Annotated in this window: 19 protein-coding genes; 17 read left to right on the top strand and 2 right to left on the bottom strand. The window is 62.3% G+C overall.

Annotated features, from left to right (window positions below):
* The first annotated feature begins 259 nt into the window (after positions 1-259).
* From PARACOCCUSGL_RS0103335 to murD, 9 genes are all read left to right on the top strand, one after another.
* Positions 260-1,366, top strand: a complete 1,107-nt coding sequence (locus tag PARACOCCUSGL_RS0103335; protein ID WP_010393052.1) for an Mrp/NBP35 family ATP-binding protein — start codon at positions 260-262, stop codon at positions 1,364-1,366.
* Between the two features lie 643 nt (positions 1,367-2,009).
* On the top strand, positions 2,010-2,516 hold the full coding sequence (gene mraZ / locus PARACOCCUSGL_RS0103330; protein ID WP_010393051.1) for a division/cell wall cluster transcriptional repressor MraZ: 507 nt from the start codon (positions 2,010-2,012) through the stop codon (positions 2,514-2,516).
* A 2-nt stretch (positions 2,517-2,518) separates the two neighbouring features.
* On the top strand, positions 2,519-3,487 hold the full coding sequence (rsmH, locus tag PARACOCCUSGL_RS0103325; protein WP_010393050.1) for a 16S rRNA (cytosine(1402)-N(4))-methyltransferase RsmH: 969 nt from the start codon (positions 2,519-2,521) through the stop codon (positions 3,485-3,487).
* Positions 3,487-3,864 carry a hypothetical protein gene (locus tag PARACOCCUSGL_RS0103320; RefSeq protein WP_010393047.1) on the top strand — a complete coding sequence of 126 codons (378 nt, stop codon included), beginning with the start codon at positions 3,487-3,489 and terminating at the stop codon, positions 3,862-3,864. Before rsmH ends, PARACOCCUSGL_RS0103320 begins: the two co-directional genes overlap by 1 nt.
* Positions 3,861-5,666: a penicillin-binding protein 2 gene (locus tag PARACOCCUSGL_RS0103315; protein ID WP_010393044.1), complete on the top strand. Its 1,806-nt coding sequence runs from the start codon at positions 3,861-3,863 to the stop codon at positions 5,664-5,666. Before PARACOCCUSGL_RS0103320 ends, PARACOCCUSGL_RS0103315 begins: the two co-directional genes overlap by 4 nt.
* 29 nt (positions 5,667-5,695) lie before the next feature.
* On the top strand, positions 5,696-7,165 hold the full coding sequence (locus PARACOCCUSGL_RS0103310) for a UDP-N-acetylmuramoyl-L-alanyl-D-glutamate--2,6-diaminopimelate ligase (RefSeq protein ID WP_010393042.1): 1,470 nt from the start codon (positions 5,696-5,698) through the stop codon (positions 7,163-7,165).
* Positions 7,162-8,547, top strand: a complete 1,386-nt coding sequence (gene murF, locus PARACOCCUSGL_RS0103305; protein WP_010393040.1) for a UDP-N-acetylmuramoyl-tripeptide--D-alanyl-D-alanine ligase — start codon at positions 7,162-7,164, stop codon at positions 8,545-8,547. The genes PARACOCCUSGL_RS0103310 and murF overlap by 4 nt, the downstream gene beginning before the upstream one ends.
* Complete coding sequence (mraY, locus tag PARACOCCUSGL_RS0103300) at positions 8,547-9,629, top strand: phospho-N-acetylmuramoyl-pentapeptide-transferase (protein WP_010393038.1); 1,083 nt, start codon at positions 8,547-8,549, stop codon at positions 9,627-9,629. Before murF ends, mraY begins: the two co-directional genes overlap by 1 nt.
* 70 nt (positions 9,630-9,699) lie before the next feature.
* Complete coding sequence (gene murD, locus PARACOCCUSGL_RS0103295; protein ID WP_010393037.1) at positions 9,700-11,100, top strand: UDP-N-acetylmuramoyl-L-alanine--D-glutamate ligase; 1,401 nt, start codon at positions 9,700-9,702, stop codon at positions 11,098-11,100.
* 68 nt (positions 11,101-11,168) lie between these two features.
* Here murD and PARACOCCUSGL_RS0103290 read toward each other — a convergent pair whose 3' ends face one another.
* Positions 11,169-12,299 (bottom strand): OmpP1/FadL family transporter, encoded by a 1,131-nt coding sequence (locus PARACOCCUSGL_RS0103290; protein ID WP_010393035.1) that lies wholly within the window; start codon positions 12,297-12,299, stop codon positions 11,169-11,171.
* Positions 12,300-12,600: 301 nt separating this feature from the next.
* On the opposite strand from PARACOCCUSGL_RS0103290, the gene guaB reads away from it, so the two are divergent.
* The 7 genes from guaB (at position 12,601) to PARACOCCUSGL_RS0103255 (ending at position 22,146) form a co-directional block, all read left to right on the top strand.
* Positions 12,601-14,049 (top strand): IMP dehydrogenase, encoded by a 1,449-nt coding sequence (gene guaB, locus PARACOCCUSGL_RS0103285; RefSeq protein WP_010393033.1) that lies wholly within the window; start codon positions 12,601-12,603, stop codon positions 14,047-14,049.
* A 129-nt stretch (positions 14,050-14,178) separates the two neighbouring features.
* Positions 14,179-15,162, top strand: a complete 984-nt coding sequence (locus PARACOCCUSGL_RS0103280) for an AraC family transcriptional regulator (protein ID WP_010393030.1) — start codon at positions 14,179-14,181, stop codon at positions 15,160-15,162.
* Between the two features lie 123 nt (positions 15,163-15,285).
* Positions 15,286-16,782, top strand: coding sequence for an aldehyde dehydrogenase (locus PARACOCCUSGL_RS0103275; protein WP_010393027.1), 1,497 nt, complete (start codon positions 15,286-15,288; stop codon positions 16,780-16,782).
* 13 nt (positions 16,783-16,795) lie between these two features.
* Entirely contained in the window at positions 16,796-17,896 is a 1,101-nt protein-coding gene (locus PARACOCCUSGL_RS0103270) for an NAD(P)-dependent alcohol dehydrogenase (RefSeq protein ID WP_010393025.1), read from the top strand.
* A 108-nt stretch (positions 17,897-18,004) separates the two neighbouring features.
* Complete coding sequence (locus PARACOCCUSGL_RS0103265) at positions 18,005-18,814, top strand: hypothetical protein (protein WP_010393023.1); 810 nt, start codon at positions 18,005-18,007, stop codon at positions 18,812-18,814.
* Between the two features lie 77 nt (positions 18,815-18,891).
* Positions 18,892-20,043: an RsmB/NOP family class I SAM-dependent RNA methyltransferase gene (locus PARACOCCUSGL_RS0103260; RefSeq protein ID WP_010393020.1), complete on the top strand. Its 1,152-nt coding sequence runs from the start codon at positions 18,892-18,894 to the stop codon at positions 20,041-20,043.
* Positions 20,044-20,097: 54 nt separating this feature from the next.
* Entirely contained in the window at positions 20,098-22,146 is a 2,049-nt protein-coding gene (locus tag PARACOCCUSGL_RS0103255; RefSeq protein ID WP_010393018.1) for an ATP-binding protein, read from the top strand.
* A 7-nt stretch (positions 22,147-22,153) separates the two neighbouring features.
* Here PARACOCCUSGL_RS0103255 and PARACOCCUSGL_RS0103250 read toward each other — a convergent pair whose 3' ends face one another.
* Positions 22,154-22,738 carry a sulfotransferase family 2 domain-containing protein gene (locus PARACOCCUSGL_RS0103250; RefSeq protein ID WP_010393016.1) on the bottom strand — a complete coding sequence of 195 codons (585 nt, stop codon included), beginning with the start codon at positions 22,736-22,738 and terminating at the stop codon, positions 22,154-22,156.
* A gap of 235 nt (positions 22,739-22,973) precedes the next feature.
* On the opposite strand from PARACOCCUSGL_RS0103250, the gene recA reads away from it, so the two are divergent.
* On the top strand, positions 22,974-24,044 hold the full coding sequence (gene recA, locus PARACOCCUSGL_RS0103245) for a recombinase RecA (protein WP_010393014.1): 1,071 nt from the start codon (positions 22,974-22,976) through the stop codon (positions 24,042-24,044).
* The last annotated feature ends 217 nt before the right edge of the window (positions 24,045-24,261 follow it).

Below are 24,261 nucleotides of genomic sequence, written 5' to 3'. Positions count from 1 at the left end.
CCCGTTTTCTGCATATGCACAACGCCCACAGGCGAGATGCTGCTATGCAGAAACGACATGGCTGTCTCTGGAACGCCGTCACAATGCGTTAATAAACCGCGAATTTTTCAAATTCTTTACAAACTCATTCGCGTATATCTAGTGACCGGGTCGTATTTTACGTGGGGTCACAATACGTTAGCGGTATCACCATTCGGACCCGGGTTGCCGAGCCATGTCCGAATTGCCATGCTGCGGGTCGATCTAACCGGGGGTAGCGATGACGATATCAAGCGAACGTGTGCTTCAGGAACTTGCAGAAATCGCGGTTCCGGGGGGCGGAAACCTGGTTTCTCAGGACCTCGTACGCGCTCTCAGCGTCGAATCGGGCCTGGTGCGATTCGTCATTGAGGCGGGCGATGCAGCGACTGCCCGCGCGCTTGCCCCGGTCGAAGCCGAGGCACAGCGCCGGCTGTCGGCTTTGCCCGGAGTCGAAAAGGTGCAGATCGTCACCACCGCCCCCGCTGCTCCGCGTGGCGCACCGCCGCAGGTTGTGGCCCGTTCGGGCGGCGCCAGCGACCCGCCCAGCCTTAAGATCGGCCGTCACCCCACGCCGCAGGCCGGGCCGGCCCCGGTCGGGGGCGTGGCGCGGATCGTGGCCATCGGCTCGGGAAAAGGGGGCGTCGGGAAATCGACGCTGACCTCGAACCTTGCCGTGGCGCTGGCGCGTCAGGGCCGTCGCGTCGGGCTGCTTGACGCAGATATATATGGTCCTTCGCAGCCGCGGATGCTGGGCCTGACCGGGCAGCGTCCGACCAGCGACGGCCAGATGATTGAACCGCTGCACGCTCATGGCGTCACGGTCATGTCGCTGGGCCTGATGATGAAAGAGGGTGAGGCGGTCGTCTGGCGCGGTCCGATGCTGATGGGCGCGCTGCAGCAGATGCTCAATCAGGTGAAGTGGGGTGAGCTGGACGTGCTGCTGGTCGACCTGCCACCGGGCACGGGCGATGTGCAGCTGTCGCTGTGCCAAAAGGCGCAGGTGACCGGCGCGATCATCGTCTCGACTCCGCAGGATGTGGCGCTGATCGATGCGCGCCGCGCTATCGACATGTTTGACAAGCTCAAGACCCCGGTTCTGGGACTGGTCGAAAACATGTCCACCTATGTCTGCCCCAACTGCGGGCATGAGGCGCATCTGTTCGGCCATGGCGGCGTCGCTGCCGAGGCGCAAATGCTGGGCCTGCCGTTTCTGGGTGAGATACCTCTTAGCCTTGATGTCCGGCTTGCCGGTGATGAAGGTGCGCCCATCGCATCTGGTGACGGGCCGGTGGCCCAATCCTTTGCCCGTCTGGCGGCGCGTCTGATCGCGGACGGTCTGGCCTAGGAACGACACCTCTGGACCCGTTCGGGAAAACACGGGAACGGGTCCGGGAATTTACGGGAATGACGGCACAGCTCCGAATCACTGCGGCGTGATAATTCGTGAATCGCTGCACGAATCGGCGAATCTCACCCCCTGTTCCAGCGATGAAATGGCGATTCCGGCCTTGATCGGGACGATTCCGGGAATTGGTGGGATTTATTTGCCACATCGTCTCTGGACACCACATATTGTGGTTTACCTCTCTCAACATCCGAAACCTTCCCCTGTCATCGCGTTTGCGTGAGCCTGTTCACATACTGTTCGCAGGCGATTGCCCGCCTGCGACCAAATTTCACCCAAACAAATCCATTGCGTCCCATGAAATCCCATGGCATCCCTGACTCACGGAACGGGCACAAAGGGGGCACCAAGACCCCAAAAGGCGACAAGCAGCTTTCATACAGGCAACCCGCTTCCGAACATGCCTCTGCGGCGCGCGAGCAGCACCTCCCCCAGGTGGCGCAAAACGCAGGGCGCGATCCCCGAAACTACGGGGCCCAGAGATGGGAACGAGGGCGGCGGATCGGGCAGTGGCAGCAGCCCGATCCGCCTTTCCTTTTCGGGTGGACCGGAAAGGACGGGACAGTGGAAGGAGTGCGGGCCCTTGGCACGCAGGTTCAGAGGTTCGGAAGAGGTCAAGGTGGACGCGAAAGGCCGCGTTTCCATCCCGGCCAAGTTCCGACGCGTCTTTGAGTCCTGCGATCCCGATTGGGAACCCGGCAAGCGCCCCCAGCTGGTCATCGTCTTTGGCACCCGCGACTGGAAATATCTGCAGCTTTTCACCATGGAGGCCATGGACGAGATTGATCGTGGCATCTCGGCCATGAAACGCGGCAGCGCCGAACGTAACCTTCTGGAAAACATCTATCACGGCCATGCCGAAGAGACTGAGATCGACGGCGATGGCCGCTTGGTCCTGCCCCAGAAGCTGCGCGAGAAAATCGGCCTGACCGACAGCGCCTTCTTTATTTCGGCCGGCGACAGCCTCAAGGTCTGGGCACCCGACAACTACGAAGAGGAAGAGCGCCGGCTGGAAGAGCTGGTGCCGGACTTTGAGCCCGGCGCCGATCCGCTGTCGCTTTTGACCTCGGGTCCGCAGGAGGAGGGGTAGGGATGGCGCAAGCTCCGCATGTGCCTGTCCTGCTTGGCCCGCTGTTGCGGGCCGTTGCGCCTGTGAAGGGTGTCTGGGTCGATGGCACCTTTGGCGCGGGCGGTTATGCGCGCGGCCTGCTGGCGCAAGGTGCCGATCAGGTTATCGGCATTGACCGCGACCCGACCGTTTTCGGCATGGCCAAGGCTTGGGCCGGGGAATATGGCGACCGGCTGCGTCTGGTCGAAGGCACGTTTTCTGATCTGGATGAGCTGGCAGGCGGCCCTGTCGATGGCGTGGTGCTGGATCTTGGCGTCAGCTCGATGCAGCTGGACCAGCCCGAACGCGGCTTTTCCTTTCTGCGCGACGGGCCGCTTGATATGCGCATGGGCGGGGACGGACCAGGCGCGGCCGATCTGCTGAACGCTGCGCCCGAGGCGGTGATCGCCGATGTGCTGTATCTTTACGGAGAAGAGCGCGCCGCCCGCCGCATTGCCCGCGCTATCGTCGCGGCGCGGCCACTGACGCGCACCGGGCAGCTGTCGGATATCGTCGCGGCCTGCCTGCCGCGTCCCAAGCCGGGGCAAAGCCATCCGTCGACCCGCACCTTTCAGGCTATCCGCATCTGGGTGAATGACGAATTCGGCCAGCTCGTTGCCGGTCTTGCTGCGGCCGAGCGTGCCTTGCGTCCGGGTGGCAAGCTGGCGGTGGTCAGTTTTCATTCGCTTGAAGACCGGATCGTTAAGCGCTTTATGCAGGCGCGTTCGAACAGCGCCGGAGGCGGCAGCCGCTATGCGCCCGAGGCGATGCGCGAAGCGGCGGCCTTTACGCTGCCCTTCCGTCGCGCCATCGGCCCCGATGAGGCAGAGCTTGCCGCGAATCCCCGCGCGCGTTCGGCGCTGCTGCGGGTCGGTATTCGTACAGATGCCGTTGCGGGCCGGGTCGATCCCTCGGTCCTCGGCCTGCCGATGTTGTCAGGAAAGGGGGCGTGATGCGGTCGATTCTGTATCTTTTGACCACCCTTGCTGTCATGGGCCTTGCCTTCTGGGCCTATCGCGAGAATTACCGTACCCAGGCCGCCATCGAAGAGATGAGCAGCATCCAGCGCCAGATCGGTCGCCTGCGCGAAGATCTGGGCGTCCTGCGTGCCGAATGGGCCTTTCTTAACCGGCCCGAGCGGCTGCGCCAGCTTGTCGACCTGAACTTTGACCGGCTGAAGCTGGTCCCCTTTGGCTCGGACCAGTTCGTCGATGTGGGCCAGATCGCCTTTCCGACAGCGACACCGCAGACGTCAGCACCGGGCGAGAACCCGCCCGTCGAACGCCCTGCCGGTTATCCGCCCCGCAGACCACAGGAGAGCACGCCATGATCCGCACACCGCTGCGCCCGCTGGCCCGCATCCTTCGCGCCCGCGAAGCCGGGGAAAACCCTGACGCCATCGAGGCGGAAAACCGCGCGCAAAGACATGCCGTGATTCAGGAAAAGGCGCGGGACAGCGCCCGCTCACGTCTGTTTTTCATGTCCTGCGCCTTTGCGCTGGCCTTCTGCACGGTGGGGTTCAAGATGGGCGTGCTGGCCTCAAGCCAGCCCAGCGAGCCGCGCGTCCAGACGACCGGCGCGCAGATCATCTCACAACGTGCCGATATCACCGACCGTCAGGGGCGGGTGCTGGCGACGAACCTTTTGACCCAATCGCTTTACGCCCATCCCCAGCAGATGGTTGACCCCGATCGCGCGGCAAGCGAGCTGGTCCGTGTCTTTCCCGACCTGGATATCGAACGGCTGCGCAAGGATTTCACCGGCAAGCGCAGCTTTGTCTGGATCAAGAAAAAGATCAGCCCCGAACAGATGCAGGCCGTCCATGATATTGGTGAGCCAGGGCTGCTGTTCGGCCCGCGCGAGATGCGGCTTTACCCGAACGGCAATATTGCCGCCCATATCCTTGGCGGCGCGACCTTTGGTAAAGAAGGCGTTGCCAGCGCCGAGGTCGTCGGCGTAGCCGGGGTCGAGAAAGCTTTTGACCACTGGCTGCGCGATCCGGCCAATGATGGCGCGCCTCTGACCCTGTCGCTGGACCTGACCGTGCAGGCCGCGATGGAAGAAGTGCTGAGCAACGGCATGAAGGTCATGAACGCCAAGGGTGCGACCGGCATCCTGATGGAGGTCAAGACCGGCGAGATCGTCGCGATGGCAAGCCTGCCCGATTTCGATCCCAATGACCGGCCGCGTCCGCTGCTGAAGGGTGATCCCTCGGACAGCCCGCTGTTCAACCGCGCGGTTCAGGGGCAGTACGAGCTGGGCTCGACCTTCAAGATCTTCCCGGTGGCGCAGGCGATTGACCTCAAGCTGGTCAGCCCGACCACGATGATCAATGCCAAAGCGCCGATGAAGATCGGCAAATATCTGATCAACGAATTCCGCGGCCACAATTACGGCACGCTTTCGGTGACGGATATCATCGTGAAATCCTCGAACGTCGGCACCGTCCGGGTGGCGCAGCTGCTCGGGGCCGAGCGGCAGCGGGATTTCCTTGAGAAACTGGGCTTCTTTGAGCCGACCCCGATCGAGATGAGCGAGGCCCCGACCGGCAAGCCGCTGGTGCCGAAACGCTGGCCCGCCGTGACCTCGGCGACGGTCGCCTTTGGCCATGGTCTTGCCGCGAGCCCGCTGCATCTGGCCTCGGCCTATGCAACTGTCGCCAACGGGGGCAAGCGCGTGGTGCCGACACTGATCCACGGTCGCAACCAGCGCGGGGGTGAGCAGGTGCTTTCGCCCGAGGCGGCGCACATCGCCGTCCAGATGCTGCGTCAGGTAGTGGTCCGGGGCAGCGGTCGCAGCGCCAATGTCGAAGGCTATGAGGTCGCGGGCAAGACCGGCACCGCCGACAAACCGCGTCCCTCGGGCGGCTATTACGGCAACAAGGTGGTCTCGACTTTTGCTTCGGTCTTTCCGGCCAGCGATCCGCAATATGTTCTGGTCCTGTCGCTGGACGAGCCCTCGACCAAGGGGCCGGGCGGCGAAAGCCGGACGGCGGGTGCGACCTCGGCACCGGTGGCGGCCGAGGTGATACGTCGCGTCGCGCCGCTTCTGGGCCTGCGTCCGACCACGGAAACCAAGTTGCCGATGGTTGAACGGCCTTTGCCGGATCGGCTAAAGCTCGTCTCGAACTGATGAACGGAGGTTCCGTGACGGACCGGGCGATGCGACTGTCCCTTCTGGGGCTTAGAGGGGACAAGGGGCGCGACCCCGAGATTACGGGCCTGGCTGTCGATTCGCGGCAAGTCAGGCCGGGCTGCCTGTTCGCGGCGCTGCCGGGTTCGGCGGTGCATGGGGCCGAGTTCATCCAATACGCGCTGCGCCAGGGCGCAGGGGCGATCCTGACCGACCGCAAGGGCGCCGAGATTGCGGCTGCTGAACTGGCAGGCGCAGATGCGGCGCTGGTCGTGGCCGAGGATCCGCGCGCCGCGCTTGCCGGTGCCGCCGCGCTGTGGTTTGCCGCGCAACCCGAGACGATGGTTGCTGTCACCGGCACCTCGGGCAAGACCTCGGTTGCGACCTTTACCCGCCAGATCTGGCAGGCGCTTGGCCATAAGGCGATCAGCCTGGGCACCATGGGCGTGCAGGGCGACTATCAGGCCAAGCTGGCCCATACCACGCCCGAGCCGATCACCCTGCACCGCGTTCTGGCCGAGGCGGCCGCCGAGGGCGTCACCCATGCGGCGATGGAGGCCAGCTCTCATGGTCTGGACCAGCATCGGCTGGACGGGGTGCGGCTGAAGGCCGGGGCCTTCACGAATTTCAGTCAGGACCACCTCGACTACCACAAGGACTTTGACGAATATTTCGCCGCCAAGGCGCTGCTCTTTGACCGGCTGCTGGACGAAGGTGCGGGCGCGGTCATCAATATCGACGATGCGCGCGGCCGGCAGATGGAACAGATCGCCCGCGACCGGGGCCTGAAGCTGACGACCGTTGGCCGTGCCGAACGTGCTGACCTGCGCATCCTGAACCAGCGCTATGATGCAACCGGGCAGGATCTGCGTTTCAGCCTGTATGGTCAGGCGCATCTGGTGCGTCTGGCGCTGATCGGCGGTTTTCAGGCCGAGAACGTCCTGGCTGCAGCGGGCCTTGTCATCGCTGCCGGGGATGAGCCGGCGCGCGTGCTTGACACCTTGTCGGGCCTCACCACGGTGCGCGGCCGGATGGAGCTTGCGGCGGTGCGCGAGAATGGCGCGGCGGTCTTTGTCGATTACAGCCACAAGCCCGGCGCTCTGGCCTCGGCCCTGCAATCGCTGCGACCGCATGTCATGGGCCGTATCGTCGTGGTCTTTGGCGCCGGTGGTGACCGCGACCGGCTCAAGCGCCCGCTGATGGGCGAGGCGGCGCGGCAATTCGCGGATGTCGTTTATGTTACCGACGACAACCCCCGATCCGAGGACCCGGCCGCGATCCGCGCCGAGGTGATGGCCGGGGCTGGACCCGAGGCAATCGAGATCGGAGACCGGGCCGAGGCGATCCTGCGCGCGGTCGATACGCTTCAGCCGGGTGATGCGCTGCTGATCGCGGGCAAAGGGCATGAGACCGGCCAGATCATCGGCAGTGACGTTTATCCATTCGACGATGCTGAACAGGCCTCGGTGGCCGTCGCGGCGCTGGATGGCAAGATATGAGCTTGTGGACCTCGCAGGATGCCGCTGCTGCAACCGGCGGCCGTGCCACCCGTGACTTTGCGATCACCGGTATCTCGATCGACACCCGCACCATTCAGCCCGGCGATCTGTTTGTCGCCTTGCAAGCCGCGCGTGACGGGCATGATTTCGTCGCCCAGGCGCTGGAAAAGGGCGCGGCGGCGGCGCTGGTCAGCCGCATCCCCGAAGGTGTCGCGCCCGACGCGCCGCTGCTGACCGTGCCCGATGTTCTGCCCGCGCTAGAGGCTCTGGGCAGGGCGGGGCGCGCGCGGATGCAAGGCAAGGTCATCGCCATCACCGGATCGGTCGGCAAGACCTCGACCAAAGAGATGGCACGCATCGCCCTTGCCGGTCAGGGCAGGATTCATGCCGCAGAGGCCAGCTATAACAACCACTGGGGCGTGCCGCTGACGCTGGCGCGCATGCCCGCCGACACCGATTTCGCCATCATCGAGATCGGTATGAATCATCCGGGAGAGATTGAGCCTTTGGCCCGTCTGGCCCGTCCGCATGTTGCCATGATCACGACGGTCGCTGCCGCGCATCTTGAGGCGTTTGGCGCGATCGAAGGGATTGCGCGGGAAAAAGGCGCGATCTTTCGTGGCCTGCTACAGCCCGGTACCGCGGTCCTGCCCGAGGATCTGGGCGTGACGCCGCTTTTGCGCGACTATGCGGATGAGTCCGGGGCAATCGTGATCGGTTTTGGCGAACATGGCATGGCCAGACCCATCAAGGCCGAAACCGGGGACGGGGTGACCCGCGTCTGCGCCCGCGTTCTGGGTGAGACGGTGGATTTCACCCTTGCTACGGCCGGTTCGCATTTCGTGATGAACGCGGTCGGTGTTCTGGCCGCACTTTCGGCGGCTGGGGCGGATCTGGCCGAGGCGGCGCGGCATCTTTCCGATTGGCACCCGCCCCTGGGCCGTGGCGCGGTCGAGGATCTGGGCGGCATCCGGCTGATCGACGACGCCTATAACTCCAACCCGACCTCGCTGGCCGCCGGGCTTGCGACGCTGGCCCGTCTGACCGGGGGTCGCCGCGTCGCTATTCTGGGCGATATGCTTGAGCTTGGACCGGATGAAATCGCACTGCATCGCGGCATGGCCGATGATCCTTCGATGGCGGCGGTGGATCTGGTTCATACCGCCGGGCCGCGTATGCGCGCCCTGCATGAGGCTCTGCCCGAAACCCGGCGCGGTCTGCATGCCGCGACTGCTGCGGAACTGGCCGAAAGGGTGGGAGAGCTGGTCGCCACCGGCGATATCGTGCTCGTGAAGGGGTCGAAGTCCTCGAAGGTCTCGACGGTGGTTGACGCGCTGCGGCGGACGCGCCAAAGCACGCTCCCTGGCGAAAGGACAGCGTAATGCTTTATTGGCTCACGAACCTCTCCGACGGCGGGGATTTCTTCAACCTGTTCCGGTATATCACCTTCCGGGCGGGCGGCGCCTTTTTCACTGCGCTGCTCTTTGGGTTTTTCTTTGGCCGACCGCTGATCGACCTGCTGCGGCGCAAGCAAAAGAAGGGTCAGCCAATCCGTGATGACGGGCCGCAGAACCATTTTTCCAAGGCCGGAACGCCGACCATGGGCGGTCTGCTGATCCTTGCTGCGCTGGTGGTCGGGACGCTGCTCTGGGCGCGGCTCGACAATGGCTATGTCTGGATCGTGCTGCTGGTGACGCTGGGCTTTGCCGCCATCGGCTTTGCTGACGACTATGCCAAGGTGACCAAACAGCATCACGCCGGACTGTCAGGCAAGGTGCGGCTGGCGATTGGTCTGTGCATTGCTGCCGGCGCAGGTCTTGCCGCCACCTGGCTGCATCCCGCCGCACTGAGCGGAGAGCTGGCCCTGCCCTTCTTTAAGGATGCGCTGATCAACCTTGGCATCCTTTACGTGCCTTTTACCGTGCTGGTGATCCTTGGCGCGGCCAATGCAGTGAACCTGACCGACGGGCTGGACGGGCTGGCAATCATGCCGGTGATGATCGCTGCGGCCAGTTTCGCGGTCATCGCCTATATGGTCGGCCACGCGAATTTCGCCAATTATCTGGGCGTGCATCTGGTGCCCGGTACGGGTGAGCTTGCAGTCTTTGTCGCCGCGCTGATCGGCGGGGGCCTTGGCTTTTTGTGGTATAACGCCCCTCCGGCTGCGGTCTTTATGGGCGACACTGGCAGCCTTGCCCTTGGTGGTGCACTGGGTGCCATTGCCGTCGTGACCAAGCACGAGATCGTGCTGGCCATCGTCGGCGGCCTTTTTGTCGTCGAAGCACTGTCGGTCATCATTCAGGTGCTTTACTTCAAGCGCACTGGCAAGCGGGTGTTCCTGATGGCCCCGATCCACCACCACTTTGAAAAGAAGGGCTGGGGAGAGGCGCAGATCGTCATCCGTTTCTGGATCATCGCGTTGATCCTCGCGCTGATCGGGCTGGCGACGCTTAAGCTGCGCTAGCCGTTATTCGTCCCCTCCGGGCGCGGGGCAAGGCGAAGCTTCCCCCGCCTGCCACAATCAAGGAAGCGTCATGATTCCGGTCCAGGGCGTCCAGAACCAAACCATCGCCGTACTCGGGCTCGGCCGCTCGGGCCGCGCCACGGCGGCTGCCCTTGCTGCGGGCGGGGCCCGCGTCGTCGTCTGGGACGACGGTGCCGATATCCGCGAGCAGGCAGCCGCGGACGGGTTACATGTCCTTGACCTTACGCGCGAGCAGAACTGGGACGGTATCTCGGCGCTGATCACCAGCCCCGGCATCCCGCATCTTTACCCCGCGCCGCATCCGGTCATTGCCTGCGCCTATGCGATGGGTGTGCCGGTCGATAATGACATCGGCCTGTTCTTTCGCAGTTTTGCGACCCCGGAATGGGAGCGGTTTGACAGCACCCCCCGGGTGATCGCCGTCACCGGCTCAAACGGTAAATCCACCACCACAGCACTTATCCATCACATCCTGAAAGAGGCGGGCCGCCCGACCCAGATCGGCGGGAATATCGGCACGGGTGTCCTGTCGCTGGAACCCGCCCATGATGGCGAGGTGGTGGTGCTTGAACTGTCGAGCTACCAGACCGACCTTGCCCGTGCTTTAACCCCCGACGTGGCGGTCCTGACCAATATGTCGCCGGATCATCTGGACCGTCACGGCGGCTATGGCGGCTATTTCGCTGCCAAGCGCCGCCTGTTCGCTGAAGGTGGGCCGGATCGTGCCGTGATCGGTGTGGATGAGGTCGAGGGCCGCTATCTGGCTGATCAGCTTGGCATGGGGCCTGGCGATGATAGGGTGATCCGGGTGTCCTCGGGACAAAAGCTTGAGCGGTTTGGCTGGTCAGTTTTTGCCCGCAAGGGTTTTCTGTCAGAGTATCGCAAGGGCCGGCAGATCGCCTCGATTGATCTGCGCGAGGTGACGGGTCTGCCTGGGGCGCATAACCACCAGAACGCCTGTGCCGCCTATGCCGCGACCCGGGCCATCGGCCTCGCCCCGCGCGAGATCGAAAGCGCCTTTCACAGTTTTCAGGGCCTGCCCCACCGCAGTCAGACCGTGGCCGAGATCGGCGGCGTGCGCTGGGTCAACGACAGCAAGGCGACCAATGTCGATGCGGCCGCCAAGGCGCTTACCGCCTTCAAGCGCATTCGCTGGATTGCCGGGGGGCTGGGTAAGGAAGGTGGCATCGCCGACCTTCAGCCTTATCTGGGCGAAGTGGTGAAAGCCTATCTGATCGGCCATTCAGGCCGCGATTTTGCGCTGCAGATCGGCCAGACCGTTTATGAGGTTGTTGAAACCATGGATCAGGCCGTCGCCCGCGCCGCCGCTGAGGCACAACCGGGCGAGACTGTGCTGCTTGCCCCCGCCGCCGCGAGTTTTGACCAATATCCGAATTTTGAGAAACGCGGCGAGCATTTCACCGCTTTGGTACAGGCGCTGCAACCCTGATCGCCCGCCTGTCCTGTGCATGAGAAAAGGCCCCGGAGGTTCCGGGGCCTTTCGCTTTTGTCGAGAGATCAGAAGGAATAGCCGATCCGGATCCCCGCGCCCCATGCGTGGTTGCCCGACATCTTGGCCCGCTCTTGATCCGGAGTGCCGGTTTCGGCATAGGCATCGCCCAGCTTGATATAGCTGACGCCGGTCGTGACCTTAAGGTTGTCGCGGGTATAGATCGCGGCCACCGAGACGCCCTTGCGACCGTTGGTCGGGGACAGGGGCGAGACCAGATCGCTGTTCTCAGGCTCATACATGAAGGACAGCGAACCCGACCAGTTTTCGGTGAACTTGCGGCCCACGCCAATGGTATAGGTGGTGGTGTCTTCAAGTTCGACCAGCCCGCCCTCAACGCCGAAGCCCAGCGGGGGAGCACTGACCAGTACCTGCGGCTCGACCCGGAACTCGGACCAGTTCACCCAACGGATTGAGCCGAACAGCAGCGTATCTTCAGCGATCCCGGTCTGGCCTTCCAGCGTCCAGGACCGCGGGGTCTTAACCTTGGTCTTGCTGCTGACCGGCCCGGTGAGGGGATGGGTTTCAACCGTGTCGAATTCGTGTTCGACGGGCGAGTTGTAGGTCAGCGAGACGCGTGCCGCGATCTCGGGCACCTCATAGGCGACGCCCGCGACCCAGCCCATGCCCCAGGCGCCGTCCAGATCGACGTCGTAACCCGAGAGCGGGCCATAGGCAGCGCCGCTCAGCCTGACATGCCCATCAGCGCGTGAGCCGCGCAGACCACCATGGACCGAGAAGTTATTGTCGAATTTATAGCGCAAAAGGGCGGTATAGGTGGTCGAGTTCACCTCGGCCAGGGTGCCGCCAAGGGCGATGGATTTGCCGGGCTCATAAAGGATGTCCGCACCAAACGGCTGCTCGACGATAAAGACGCCCGACAGGTTGTCGGTGAACTGATGCTTGTAAGAGAAGCCGACAAAGCCATAGCCCTGTGCGACGTCCCCGGTATCCCTTCCGCCGAAGACAGGCATGTCCCTGCCCGAGACCTCCGGCGTGACGCCGCCAAAGCTCAGCTCCAGATAATTCCCCTGCTCGAACAGTGGCGCGATCGACTGCGGCGCGCGTTCGATCCCGCCGGCCAGAACCGGCGCTGCGGTGGTCAGCAGGGCGCCAATGCCGGTGATGATCCTATTCATGATTTCCTCCCAGAAACAGGCTCATTCCGAACCTCTGCTTCCAGCCTGCGGCAGGGGTCGTGGCTGCGTCAATCACCCGCATATTCTGACGCGGCGTCCAGTCTGGTACCATGTTATGTTCCGTGTCATTGCAGCAACGTTCCCCGATGCGGGGGCCAGAGGACGGGACTACGACGATTTTTGCGCCGTGTCCGCGAAAAACTGTTTCCAATTCTAGCAGATCGCACGGCGGAAGGCTGGACATTCCACGCGGCCCGTGAAATGGGAAACTGCCAAACGAACCCCTGACAAGGATGCTCCCATGCAGATTCGTGAGGCTTTGACCTTCGACGATGTTCTTCTCGTTCCTGCGGCGTCCTCGGTGATGCCCTCGACCGCCGACGTGACGACCTGTGTCACCAAGCAGATCCGGATGAATATCCCACTGCTTTCCAGCGCCATGGACACCGTCACTGAAAGCCGCATGGCGATTGCCATGGCTCAGGCAGGCGGCATCGGCGTGATCCATCGCAACCTGACCACCGAGCAGCAGGCCGATGAGGTCCGCCGCGTCAAGCGCTTTGAGTCGGGCATCGTCTATGACCCGATCACCCTGACCCCCGAACAGACCATTGCCGATGCCAAGGCCCTGCAGGCCCGCTATAATGTCACCGGCTTTCCGGTGGTTGACGCCTCGGGCCGGGTGGTTGGCATCATCACCAACCGCGACATGCGCTTTGCCAACAGCGATGAGATGCCAGTGCGGGCGGTGATGACCTCGGACAACCTTGCCATCCTGCGCGAGCCGGCCGATCGGGCCGAAGCCATCGACCTGATGAAGGCACGCCGTATCGAAAAGCTGCTGGTTACCAATGCTGCTGGCAAGCTGACCGGCCTTCTGACCCTGAAGGATACCGAGAAATCGGTGCTGAACCCCTTGGCCTGCAAGGATGAGCTGGGCCGGCTTCGGGTTGCGGCTGCTTCGACCGTGGGCGATGAAGGGTATGAGCGCAGCATTGCCCTGATCGAGGCCGGGGTTGATCTGGTGGTGATCGACACTGCCCATGGCCACTCAGAGGGCGTGGCCCGTGCTGTCAGCCGTATCAAGGCGTATTCGAACGAGGTTCAGGTTGTGGCCGGCAACGTCGCCACCGCCGATGCGGCTCGCGCGCTGGTCGATGCCGGCGCTGATGCGGTCAAGGTCGGCATTGGTCCGGGCTCGATCTGCACGACGCGGATCGTCGCCGGTGTTGGCGTGCCGCAATTGACCGCGATCATGGACGCTGTGCGCGGCGCGGGCGATGTGCCGGTGATTGCTGATGGTGGCATCAAGTTCTCGGGCGATTTCGCCAAGGCCATCGCGGCGGGTGCGGCTTGCGCCATGGTCGGCTCGGCCATCGCGGGCACCGATGAAAGCCCGGGCGAGGTGATCCTGTATCAGGGCCGCAGCTTCAAATCCTATCGCGGCATGGGCAGCCTTGGCGCCATGGCGCGCGGCTCTGCCGACCGCTACTTCCAGAAGGACGCCGCCTCGGACAAGCTGGTCCCCGAGGGGATCGAGGGGCAGGTGCCTTACAAGGGCTCGGCTGCTGCGGTGATCCATCAACTGGTCGGCGGTCTGCGCGCTGCCATGGGCTATACCGGCAACGCGACCGTGGCCGAGATGCAGCGCAATTGCCAGTTCGTGCGCATCACCGGTGCGGGGCTTAAGGAAAGCCACGTCCACGACGTGCAGATCACCCGCGAAAGCCCGAACTATCGTCTGGGCTGATCGGGCCCTGTCAGATAACGCCTCCGGGCCAGCTACGGCCCGGGGAAGCCGCCGCGCCCGCTCATCCGGCTTGACAACCGTCATGCGTGTGTAAAGGCTTGGACGGCGGGGTGGCAGAGGGTATGCGCCATGTCCGGGCTGGCTGCCCTCTATCAGCAATGCATTTTCCGTTCCCGTGAACAAATGGAGACGCATGGTCTGGTGGCAGCCGAGCTGTCCGACCATCATCTGCATTGGGAGGCGGGGCGGGTCGATACCCGGCTTTACAAGTTCGACACCCCCCGGCTGTCGCTTTATTCGCTGCGATATGGCCCCGAGGTGGGTATCTGTCCCGTCGTCTATGATCACTTTTCGCTGGTGCATTTTTCGTTGACTGGCCCGATCGAGGTTCAGGCGGATGGCGTGCGCCGGCTGGTGCCTCAGGGCAGCGCGGTGATCAGCTCGCCGCGCCGCAACATCCGGCTGCGCTGGTCCGAGGGCAGCGAGCAGCTGATCCTGCGCCTGCCGCACAGCCTTATGGCCGAGGCTGCCCATACGCTGGGCCGGCCGGATCTGCTTGCCGCTGTCTGCGCCGATCCGGGGCGGATGCTCGCTCCGACCGCCGCGCTGCACTGGCGGGCGCAACTGGAGGCTTTCGTGGCCGTCGAGGGGGTACGGCACAAAAGCGCGGATTTGGCACCCTGGCTTGCGCATATGGAGCAGGGGCTGGCGATGTTCCTGCTGCTTAATGGCAGTGGGGTGGTGGATGACACCGATCCCCGCGGCCTGCCGCAAGGTCGTCAGCGCAGGCGGCGTATCGACCGGCTGCATGCCAATGCCACCGCCCGTCTTGGCCAGCCGATCGCTCTGGCCGATCTGGCTCGCGTCGCGGCGCTGTCCGAGCGGCAGCTGAACGCGCTTTGCCATGCCGAACTGGGACGGTCGCCGATGGTCTGGCTGCGCGAGCTTCGTCTTGATGCGGTGCGGGTGGCGCTGATTGCGGATCCGGGGGCTGACCTTGCCGATCTGGCCATGACGCACGGATTTTTCCATCTTGGCCGGTTTTCGGCCTATTACCGCGAGCGTTTTGGTGAATTGCCCAGCCAGACCCGCAAATCTGCAAGAAACGGATAGTATTTCCCCGATTTTCGCCAGCAGCGGATAGACGGCGCCCAGGGGCCGGGCCTAGCCTTTGTGGGTGGCGAGCCATGACTCGCGCGGGCCCGACAACCGAGAAAAAACGACAGGAGAGAACGGATGACCGATGTGTCTGCCGCCCGGGCCAGTCTGTCCCGAAGCTATGGCGCCTTTATCAACAACAGTTTCCAGCCGGTCAAAGGCCCGGTCTTTGCGGCCACGGCAGCCGCGACGGGCGAGCATCTGGCCGATATCGCCCGCTGCGGCAAGGATCAGATTGACGCGGCGGTTGCCTCTGCCAAAACCGCTTTCCCGATCTGGCGGGCGAAGACGCCCGAGGAACGCGCGGCCTGCCTGAGCAGGCTTGCCGATGCCATCGAGCGCGAAGCCGGCCGGCTGATGGCAATTGATACGCTGGATATCGGACGCGGCCTTTGGGAGACGGGGCTGGACCACGCGATCGCCGTCCAGCAGTATCGTTACTTTGCTGCGGCGATCCTTATGCATGAGGGCTGGGGGCGGCCGATCGCCGACGGATATCTTGTCGCCAAACGCGAGCCCTACGGCGTTTGCGGCCAGATCATTCCATGGAACGTGCCGGCGATCATGGCGGCGTTCAAGATCGCGCCTGCTATCGCCGCCGGGAACACGGTCGTGTTGAAGCCCGACGAGCATGCCTCGCTTTCGACGCTTGAGCTGGGCAAGCTGATTGCGGAAATCTTTCCGCCCGGTGTGATCAATATCGTTCCCGGCTTCGGGGAAGAGGCCGGTGCGGCCCTGACCAGCCATCCCGATGTCGCAAAACTCGCCTTCACCGGCAGTTCCGAGGTGGGGAGGCTGATCTCGGCGGCCGGTGCGCAGCGCCTCGTCCCCGTCTCGCTGGAGCTCGGCGGCAAAAGCCCGAACATCGTTTTCCCGGATATCGCGGCCGCCGATATGGACGCGATCGTCGATAACGTCACATTCGCCTCGATGTATTGCAACGGCCAGTCATGTCTGGCCGGGACCCGCCTGTTCCTGCATCGGGACATTTACGACGATTTCATGCAGCGCCTCGTCGCCTCGATGCGGCGGATCAGGGTGGCCGATCCGACCAACAGTTATCCTCTGCTGGGCTGCCTCGTCTCGGAAAAGCAGGGGCGTCGGGTCCAGTCCTATATCGACATCGGCAAAGAACAGGCCAGCCTGGCCACGGGCGGAGGCCGGGCCGAGGTTCCCGGATGCGATGCCGGCTGGTTCTTCGAGCCGACGGTTTTCGAGACCACGAACGATACCCGCATCGCGCAGGAAGAGATCTTTGGCCCCGTTCTCTCGGTCATCCGGTGGAGCGACTACGACCGGCTCATCCATGACGCGAACGACATCCGTTATGGGCTGGCGGCGGGGATCTATACCAACGACCTCGCCTCTGCCTGGGACACGGCGGACCGGCTGCAGGCCGGAAACGTCTGGATCAACAACTACTTCAATCTCGCGCCCGGCTCACCCTTCGGCGGCTTCAAGGAAAGCGGGATCGGCAGTGAATTCTGTCACGAGACGCTGAACATGTACACGCATCTCAAGGCGGTGACCGTCCAGACCCGGGGCAAGCCTGCCTGGTTCGCAGCTATACAGTAAAAGAGGAAAGACCATGAAGATCACAGCGGCAGTAATGCGAGAGAAGGGCGGGAAATTCTCGCTCGAAGAGATCGAGCTTGACGACCCGCGCGAGGACGAGGTTCTGGTGCGTCTGGTCGCGACGGGCATCTGCCACACTGACACGCTGCCTCGCGATCAGGTCGTTCCCGCCCCTTTCCCGGCCGTGTACGGCCATGAAGGTGCGGGCATCGTCGAGAAGGTCGGCGCAAAGGTCACCAAGCTCAAGCCCGGCGATCATGTGGTCATGAGCTGTCACTATTGCGGGGCATGCGACACCTGCAAGACCGGTCAGCCGATGTATTGCCGCGATTTCTCCAAGGCGAATTTCGGCTTTGCGCGCATGGATGGCTCGCCGACGATGCGCAAGGGGGACGAGGTGATCCATGGCGGATTCTTCGGCCAGTCCTCCTTTGCGACACATGCCCTTGGCAATGAACGTTCGGTGGTGAAGGTCGCGAATGACGTGCCGCTTGAGCTGCTTGGCCCACTGGGCTGCGGGGTGCAGACCGGGGCAGGGGCGGTGATCAACTCACTCCATCCCTCAGCCGGCGATTCCATCGTGATCTACGGGGCGGGCGCAGTCGGCCTGTCGGCGGTGCTAGGGGCGGTGGTGACGGGTTGTGCCACCATCATCAGCGTCGATCTGAACGATCAGCGGCTTGCGCTGGCAAAAGAGCTGGGCGCGACCCATACCATCAACCCGACCAGGGCCGATCCGGTGGAAACCGTACGCGGCCTGACCGGAGGGCTTGGCGCAAAATTCTCGCTCGAGACCTCGGGCAATCTCAAGGCTCTCAGGCAGGCGGTGGACTCGGTCCGCATTCTTGGGGAATGCGGCATGATCGGCGCCCCGGCCTTCGGGTCCGAGATCCCGCTTGATACGTGGGGATTACTGCTTGGCCGCAAGGTGCGCGGGATCTGCGAAGGCGATGCGGTGCCCGATCTGTTCATCCCGAGCCTTGTCGAGCTGTACAGGCAGGGGCGTTTCCCCTTCGACAAGCTCGTGACCTTCTATGATTTCAAGCAGATCAACGAAGCCATCGAGGACAGCGAAAAAGGCCGCTCGATCAAGTCGGTGCTGCGCTTTTCGTGAGATCGCGCCCGTGTGCGGCCCCCCCAGGCTGAGGTTTGGGGGCCGCTTACCGGATCTTAACGGTTCTCGGCTAGAGATGGTCCGGATACATGTTCCCCGGACCGTTACATGCGCTGTCTCGTCCTTTTGCTTGGCCTTCTGGCACTTGTCTGCATGCCCTCTCGCATACCGGCCATGCCTGCGGCCGAGATCTGCGAATGGGCGGCGCAGCAGGCCGCACGGGAAAGTGGCGTGCCGGTTGATGTACTTGGCGCCTTGACCCTGACCGAAACCGGTCGCAGGCTGGATGGCATCGTCCGCCCCTGGGCGTGGAGTGCGAATGCCGAGGGCGAGGGGACATGGTTTGATGATCCCGCCAGTGCCATCGCCTATGCCGAAGATCGGGTCGCGCAGGGGCGCACCAATATCGACATTGGTTGTTTTCAGCTGAACTATCGCTGGCATGGCGAGAATTTCTCCTCGGTCGCCGAGATGTTCGATCCGCTGGAAAACGCCCGTTACGCTGCCCGCTTTGTTTTTCAGCTTTATACCGAGACGGGTGACTGGCGTCAGGCGGCAGGCGCCTTTCACTCGCGCACGCCGGCCAATGCCCAGCGGTATCTGGCGCGGTTCGATACCCTGCACCAGATGCTGCGTGACCGCGGCTTTCAGGGTCTGAGCGACTCTCCCGAAACCTATAACCGCTTTGCCGGCATCGGTTCGGGCCAGCGCCGAAGGGTGCGGGAAAGGGTGATGCTGCTCGGCGCGCCTTTGGGCAGTCCAGCTACCGGTCAGCCGGGTTCGCTGGCGGTGCTGGCACCTGGCCGCTCGCCGCTTGGGGCAAGGGCCGGGCCGCTGGTCACCGTCCGGCTCGGCGAAGAGGGGGAAAGGCGGGCTTCGCTCTGGCCATCCGACACGACTCCCGAGGCGGTCCGGTAACGGGATTGACAAAGAGCCGCCAAGCTCGTTTCTGCGCTCCGTAATCCGTATTCGCCGCGTAAGGGACGCAGCCTGACATGACGCCCGCCGCCAGAGCTGCTGCAGCCATTGCCATTCTCGACCAGATCCTTGAAGGACAGCCCGCCGAGGCGGCGCTGATCCGCTGGGCACGCGCCAGCCGCTTTGCCGGATCTGGTGATCGCGCTGCGGTCCGCGATCTTGTCTTTGACAACCTGCGCCGTTTGCGTTCGCGTGCGGCCATGGGTGGTGCGATGTCAGGTCGTGGGCTGATGCTGGGTCTTTGCCAGGAGGAGGGAATTGATCCTGCGTCGCTCTTCACCGGCGAAAAGTTCGCGCCTTCTCTGCTGGTTGAGACAGAGCTGCAGGCGGGTCGCCAGCCCTCATCTGACGAGGTGCTGGATCTGCCCGACTGGCTTATCCCCCTGTGGCGTGAATCGCTGGGTCCTGACGCTGAAGCCGCAGCCGTTGCAATGCGGGAACGTGCTCCGGTCTGGTTGCGGGTCAATACGCTTCGAACCAATCCTGAGGAGGCAATTGAGGCGCTGGCAAAGGAAGGAATTGCCGTCCGGTCGCACCCCGTCCTGCCCTCGGCAATTTGTGTGACAAAGGGCGCGCGGCGTGTAGCGGGGTCTGATGCTTATCGGCAGGGGATGGTCGAATTGCAGGACCTCTCTCCGCAAATGGCCTGTGCATTGCTGCCGGCACAGGGCAGTCTTCTTGACCTATGTGCGGGCGGCGGGGGCAAGGCGCTGGCTATGGCCGCACAGGGTGCGGGGCCGATCACAGCCCATGACATCAATGCGGATCGCATGGCCGACCTGCCGGCGCGGGCCGAGCGCGCAGGTGTCCGGATCCGTCTGGCTCAGCCAGGCAAGGTAAAGGGGCAATTCGACACGGTGCTCGCCGATGTACCCTGTTCCGGCAGCGGAACATGGCGGCGCACCCCCGATGCGAAATGGCGTCTGACCCCCGATGATTTACGCCGTGTTCTAGCTACGCAAAGCCGTATTCTGGATCAGGCAGCCGGCTTTGTCGCGCCGGGCGGGGTGTTGGCCTATATGACCTGCTCGGTCCTGGCCGAAGAGAATGAGCGACAGGTTGGAGTTTTTCTTGCAAAAAACCAAGGGTTCCAGATGGTTCTGGAGCGCCGCTATTCACCACTTGATGCTTCGGACGGGTTTTATCTTGCGCTGATGCGCTGCCGTTAATCCTTCCTTAACTCGTGTGCCGTATCCGTCACCAGATAAGTCGCGAGAAGAGTAATGAGTTCGGAACGTACGGAAAGCTTGCGTTCGGCACGTATCGTGCTGCCCTTTCTGACACTGCCCATGGTGATCGGCGCCTTGTGGCTGGCAATATACCCGCATTGGCGGGAGGGCGGCTTGGTCCTGATCAGCGCGGGTGCCGTGATCATGGCCTGGTATCTTCTTGCCGGTGTTCTTTCGGCGCGCCATATCGGCCGTGCTCTGATCACAAAGCGTGATCTGGACGATGTATTGCCAGCCATCCACCAGCATGAACAGCCCGCCATGGCTACCGATGCGGCGGGTTTGATCCTGGCTCAGAATCAAGAAGCGCTGGACAGGTTCGGCGACCTGGTGGGGCGCCGAATTCATGAGGTGTTGGGGCGTAGCCACGCTGATCCGGAAAGGATGTGGAGCGATCTTACCATCAGGCTGTCTCGCCGCGGCAGAATACGGGCAGATCTGGGCAATGGTTGCGAATACACGGTGACCCGCAGGACCAGGTCCGAAATCCGGCTGTGGCAGGCTGTTGCCTGCGAACGTTCGGTTACCCCCCCGCCTGCAGTCCTGGGCAGCGATCACGACGATTTCGACTCACTGCCTGTCGCCCTTATTGTTCTGGATCCGACAGGAAATATCATCCGCGCCAATGCCGCGGCCCGCAATCTGCTGGGTGGGCAGATTCTGGGCCAGAAACTTTCCATTCTGCTCGATGGTCTGGGACGTGAGATCGGCGACTGGGTTTCTGACGTTTGTGCGGGCAGAACGGTTGGCGGCTCTGAGGTCCTGCATGTCAAAGCTGACGGGCCGGATCGTTTCGTGCAGCTCACATTGACGCGGGCGCGGGGTGACTACGTCACGGCCGTTCTGTCTGATGCAAGTGCGCTAAAGACGCTTGAGGCCCAGTTTGTTCAAAGCCAGAAGATGCAGGCGATCGGTCAGCTTGCCGGAGGTATTGCCCATGATTTCAATAACCTGTTGACTGCGATCACAGGGCATTGCGACCTGCTGATGCTGCGTCATGACAAGGCTGATCCGGATTATGCCGACCTCGACCAGATAAGCCAGAACGCCAATCGTGCTGCGGCGCTGGTGCGCCAGTTGCTGGCATTTTCCCGCAAGCAGACGCTCAAGCCGCAGATCATGGACCTGCGGGATACGCTTTCGGATCTGACGCATCTGCTAAATCGGCTGGTGGGCGAACGGGTGGTGCTGACCTTTGACCATGATCCTGCCCTGCGGATGATCCGCGCAGATCGCCGCCAGCTGGAGCAGGTTATTATGAACCTGGTGGTAAATGCCCGGGATGCCATGCCGGACGGCGGCGACATCAATATTTCTACCGACAATGTCCGACTTGAAACCAAGGCCGAGTTCGGGCGCGCCATTCTTCCAGCCGGTGATTATGTACGCGTTCAGGTACGCGATCAGGGTTGCGGGATTGCTCCGGATGATTTGGTAAAGATTTTCGAGCCGTTTTTCACCACCAAGCGCGTCGGTGAAAGCACGGGTCTGGGCCTTTCGACCGCATATGGGATCGTAAAACAGACAGGAGGTTATATTTTCTGTGATAGCATGCTTGGAGAGGGCAGCAGCTTTTCGCTGTTTTTTCCCGCGCATGATCGACATGAGCTTGAAAAGACGTCGCCTCCTGTTGTGGTCCCCATTCGACCTTTGCGCGAGCTTGAAGCGACTGTTCTGCTTGTCGAAGACGAAGCGCCGGTCCGTTCTTTCGCAAGCCGCGCATTGAAACTACAAGGGTTCAAGGTGCTTGAGGCAGCCTGTGCCGAGGATGCATTGTCCCTGTTGGCAGATGAGCGGCTGATCGTTGACGTCTTCGTCACTGATGTAGTTATGCCGGGAATGGACGGTCCTGCCTGGGTGCGCACTGCTTTACGCGACAGGCCTGACACCAAGGTGATCTTCATGTCGGGCTATACCGAAGATATCTTTTCTGAAGGACGCCCGCCCGTACCGGATGCAGCCTTCCTTGCCAAGCCATTCTCTCTGTCAGACCTGACTGCGTTGGTCACACGGCAATTGGGAGAACAGCGTCGGGATGAATGAGTGGGCATCACAATGAGGCATAGAGGGCAAAGTCATCTGCCATCACCCGCCGCAACTGCTCTGCTTGCCCGGGGCTAAGGCTGACATCCACGGCGGGAGGTACGTTGACACGCGGCAGGCTGATCCCGCAGTCCAGCCGATCTTCAAGAAAATGGGTAAAGCTTTCGATTTCCTCATAGCGAAAGATGCGATCAACCCGGTCAATTGTGGTTGTCAGGAAGTCGCTCTGAGTTCCGACCTGCGCAATTGCTGATCCCGCAGGATCAGCATAAGCAGCGGCGAAGTCTGCAAAGCTCATCCCGATCATGGTATGATCAGGGTCATCCCCATCATCGCGCAGGCGAAAACGATACCAGCTTTGCAGCCAGCTGATCGGTTCGCGCATGAGGGCGATGGTGGTAAATTTTTCGCCGGTGATCGAATGCAACCAAGGCTCGATATGGTGCCGATAGGTGCGTAGGTTGGTGTGTTTCAGCTCTGCAGGGCGTTGAACCGCCAGGTTAGCCAACCCCTCCAAAGCGGCTTCGATGGCTGTCGAGCCAGCCTTGGGTGTTGCCAGGAAAACCAGGCGTTTTTCCCAGAATATCAACATTTCTTAACACTCCTGACCACTTGACATGAGGGCTGCGATAGACATTTGCCATTCGGCTGTAAACGGCCTCTTAATCCTTTTCCCCTAACTATGCAGATCATTGGTGATGCTTGATTCGCAAACGAAGGCTTGCCTTTTGCAGCGATGAGGGGCAAATAAGAACAAGCCATGAACAAAATGGCGGTAGGCGCAGATTGCCCCGGATGGCGGGGTGTGAAATAAGCAAGAGGACCGCATGGCAGGGGCAACACTTTTTGACATGAACGACAAGCGATCCGCAGACAAGCAAAAGGCGCTGGATAGCGCTCTGGCCCAGATCGAACGGCAATTCGGCAAGGGTTCGATCATGAGGCTGGGTGCCGATAGTCCGGTGGCTGAGATCGAGGCGACCTCGACCGGCTCCCTGGGGCTCGATATCGCTCTGGGGATCGGAGGGTTGCCCAAGGGGCGGATAATCGAGGTCTTTGGCCCCGAAAGTTCGGGCAAGACCACACTGACGCTGCATGTCGTGGCTGAAGAGCAGAAAAAAGGCGGCGTTTGTGCCTTTGTCGACGCTGAGCATGCGCTCGATCCTCAGTACGCCAAGAAGCTGGGCGTGAATCTGGATGATCTGCTGATCAGCCAGCCCGATACCGGCGAACAGGCGTTGGAAATTGTCGATACGCTGGTGCGTTCGGGTGCGGTCAGCCTTGTCGTGGTCGATTCGGTGGCAGCGCTGACGCCCAAGTCCGAGATCGAAGGCGATATGGGTGATATGCAGATGGGCAGTCAGGCCCGGCTTATGAGCCAGGCCATGCGCAAGCTGACTGCAAGCATCGGACGCAGCAACTGCATGGTGATCTTTATCAACCAGATCCGGATGAAGATCGGTGTTATGTTTGGGAACCCCGAGACCACCACGGGCGGCAATGCGTTGAAATTCTATGCTTCGGTGCGATTGGATATCCGCCGCACCGGTGCGATCAAGGATCGTGACGAGGTGATCGGCAACACCACCCGCGTCAAGGTGGTCAAGAACAAGGTGGCACCGCCCTTCCGTCAGGTCGAATTCGACATCATGTATGGCGAAGGTATTTCCAAAGTCGGTGAGCTGATTGACCTGGGGATCAAGGCAGGTGTTGTCGAGAAATCAGGCTCTTGGTATTCCTATGGCGATGAGCGCATCGGCCAAGGTCGTGAGAATGCCAAGCAATATCTGCGCGATCATCCTGATGTTGCCTATGCCATCGAAGACAAGATTCGCGCGAGCCATGGCTTGGATTTCGGGGTCGCGGAAGATGGTGACGAGGTGATGGCTGACGAGTGATCGGGAGCCTGATGCTTCCGATGAGGGCGTGATGACTGACAACCGATTGCCATTTCGCTATTTGTCATTCGTCACGCGCCCGCTTTACGGCACTCTCTTCCTCGTGGATTTCGTGGGGGCAGATGTCTTTCGAGCCGCGCAGGATTGCTGGACAGCCGCCATGGCTGGGGATAGACCGTGCGCCAAACCGGGTCTGCCCCGGTGAACCGCTTTGCGA

Source organism: Paracoccus sp. TRP, from assembly GCF_000185925.1.
GTDB lineage: Bacteria > Pseudomonadota > Alphaproteobacteria > Rhodobacterales > Rhodobacteraceae > Paracoccus > Paracoccus kondratievae.
This window is presented reverse-complemented; position numbering and strand designations above follow the sequence as displayed.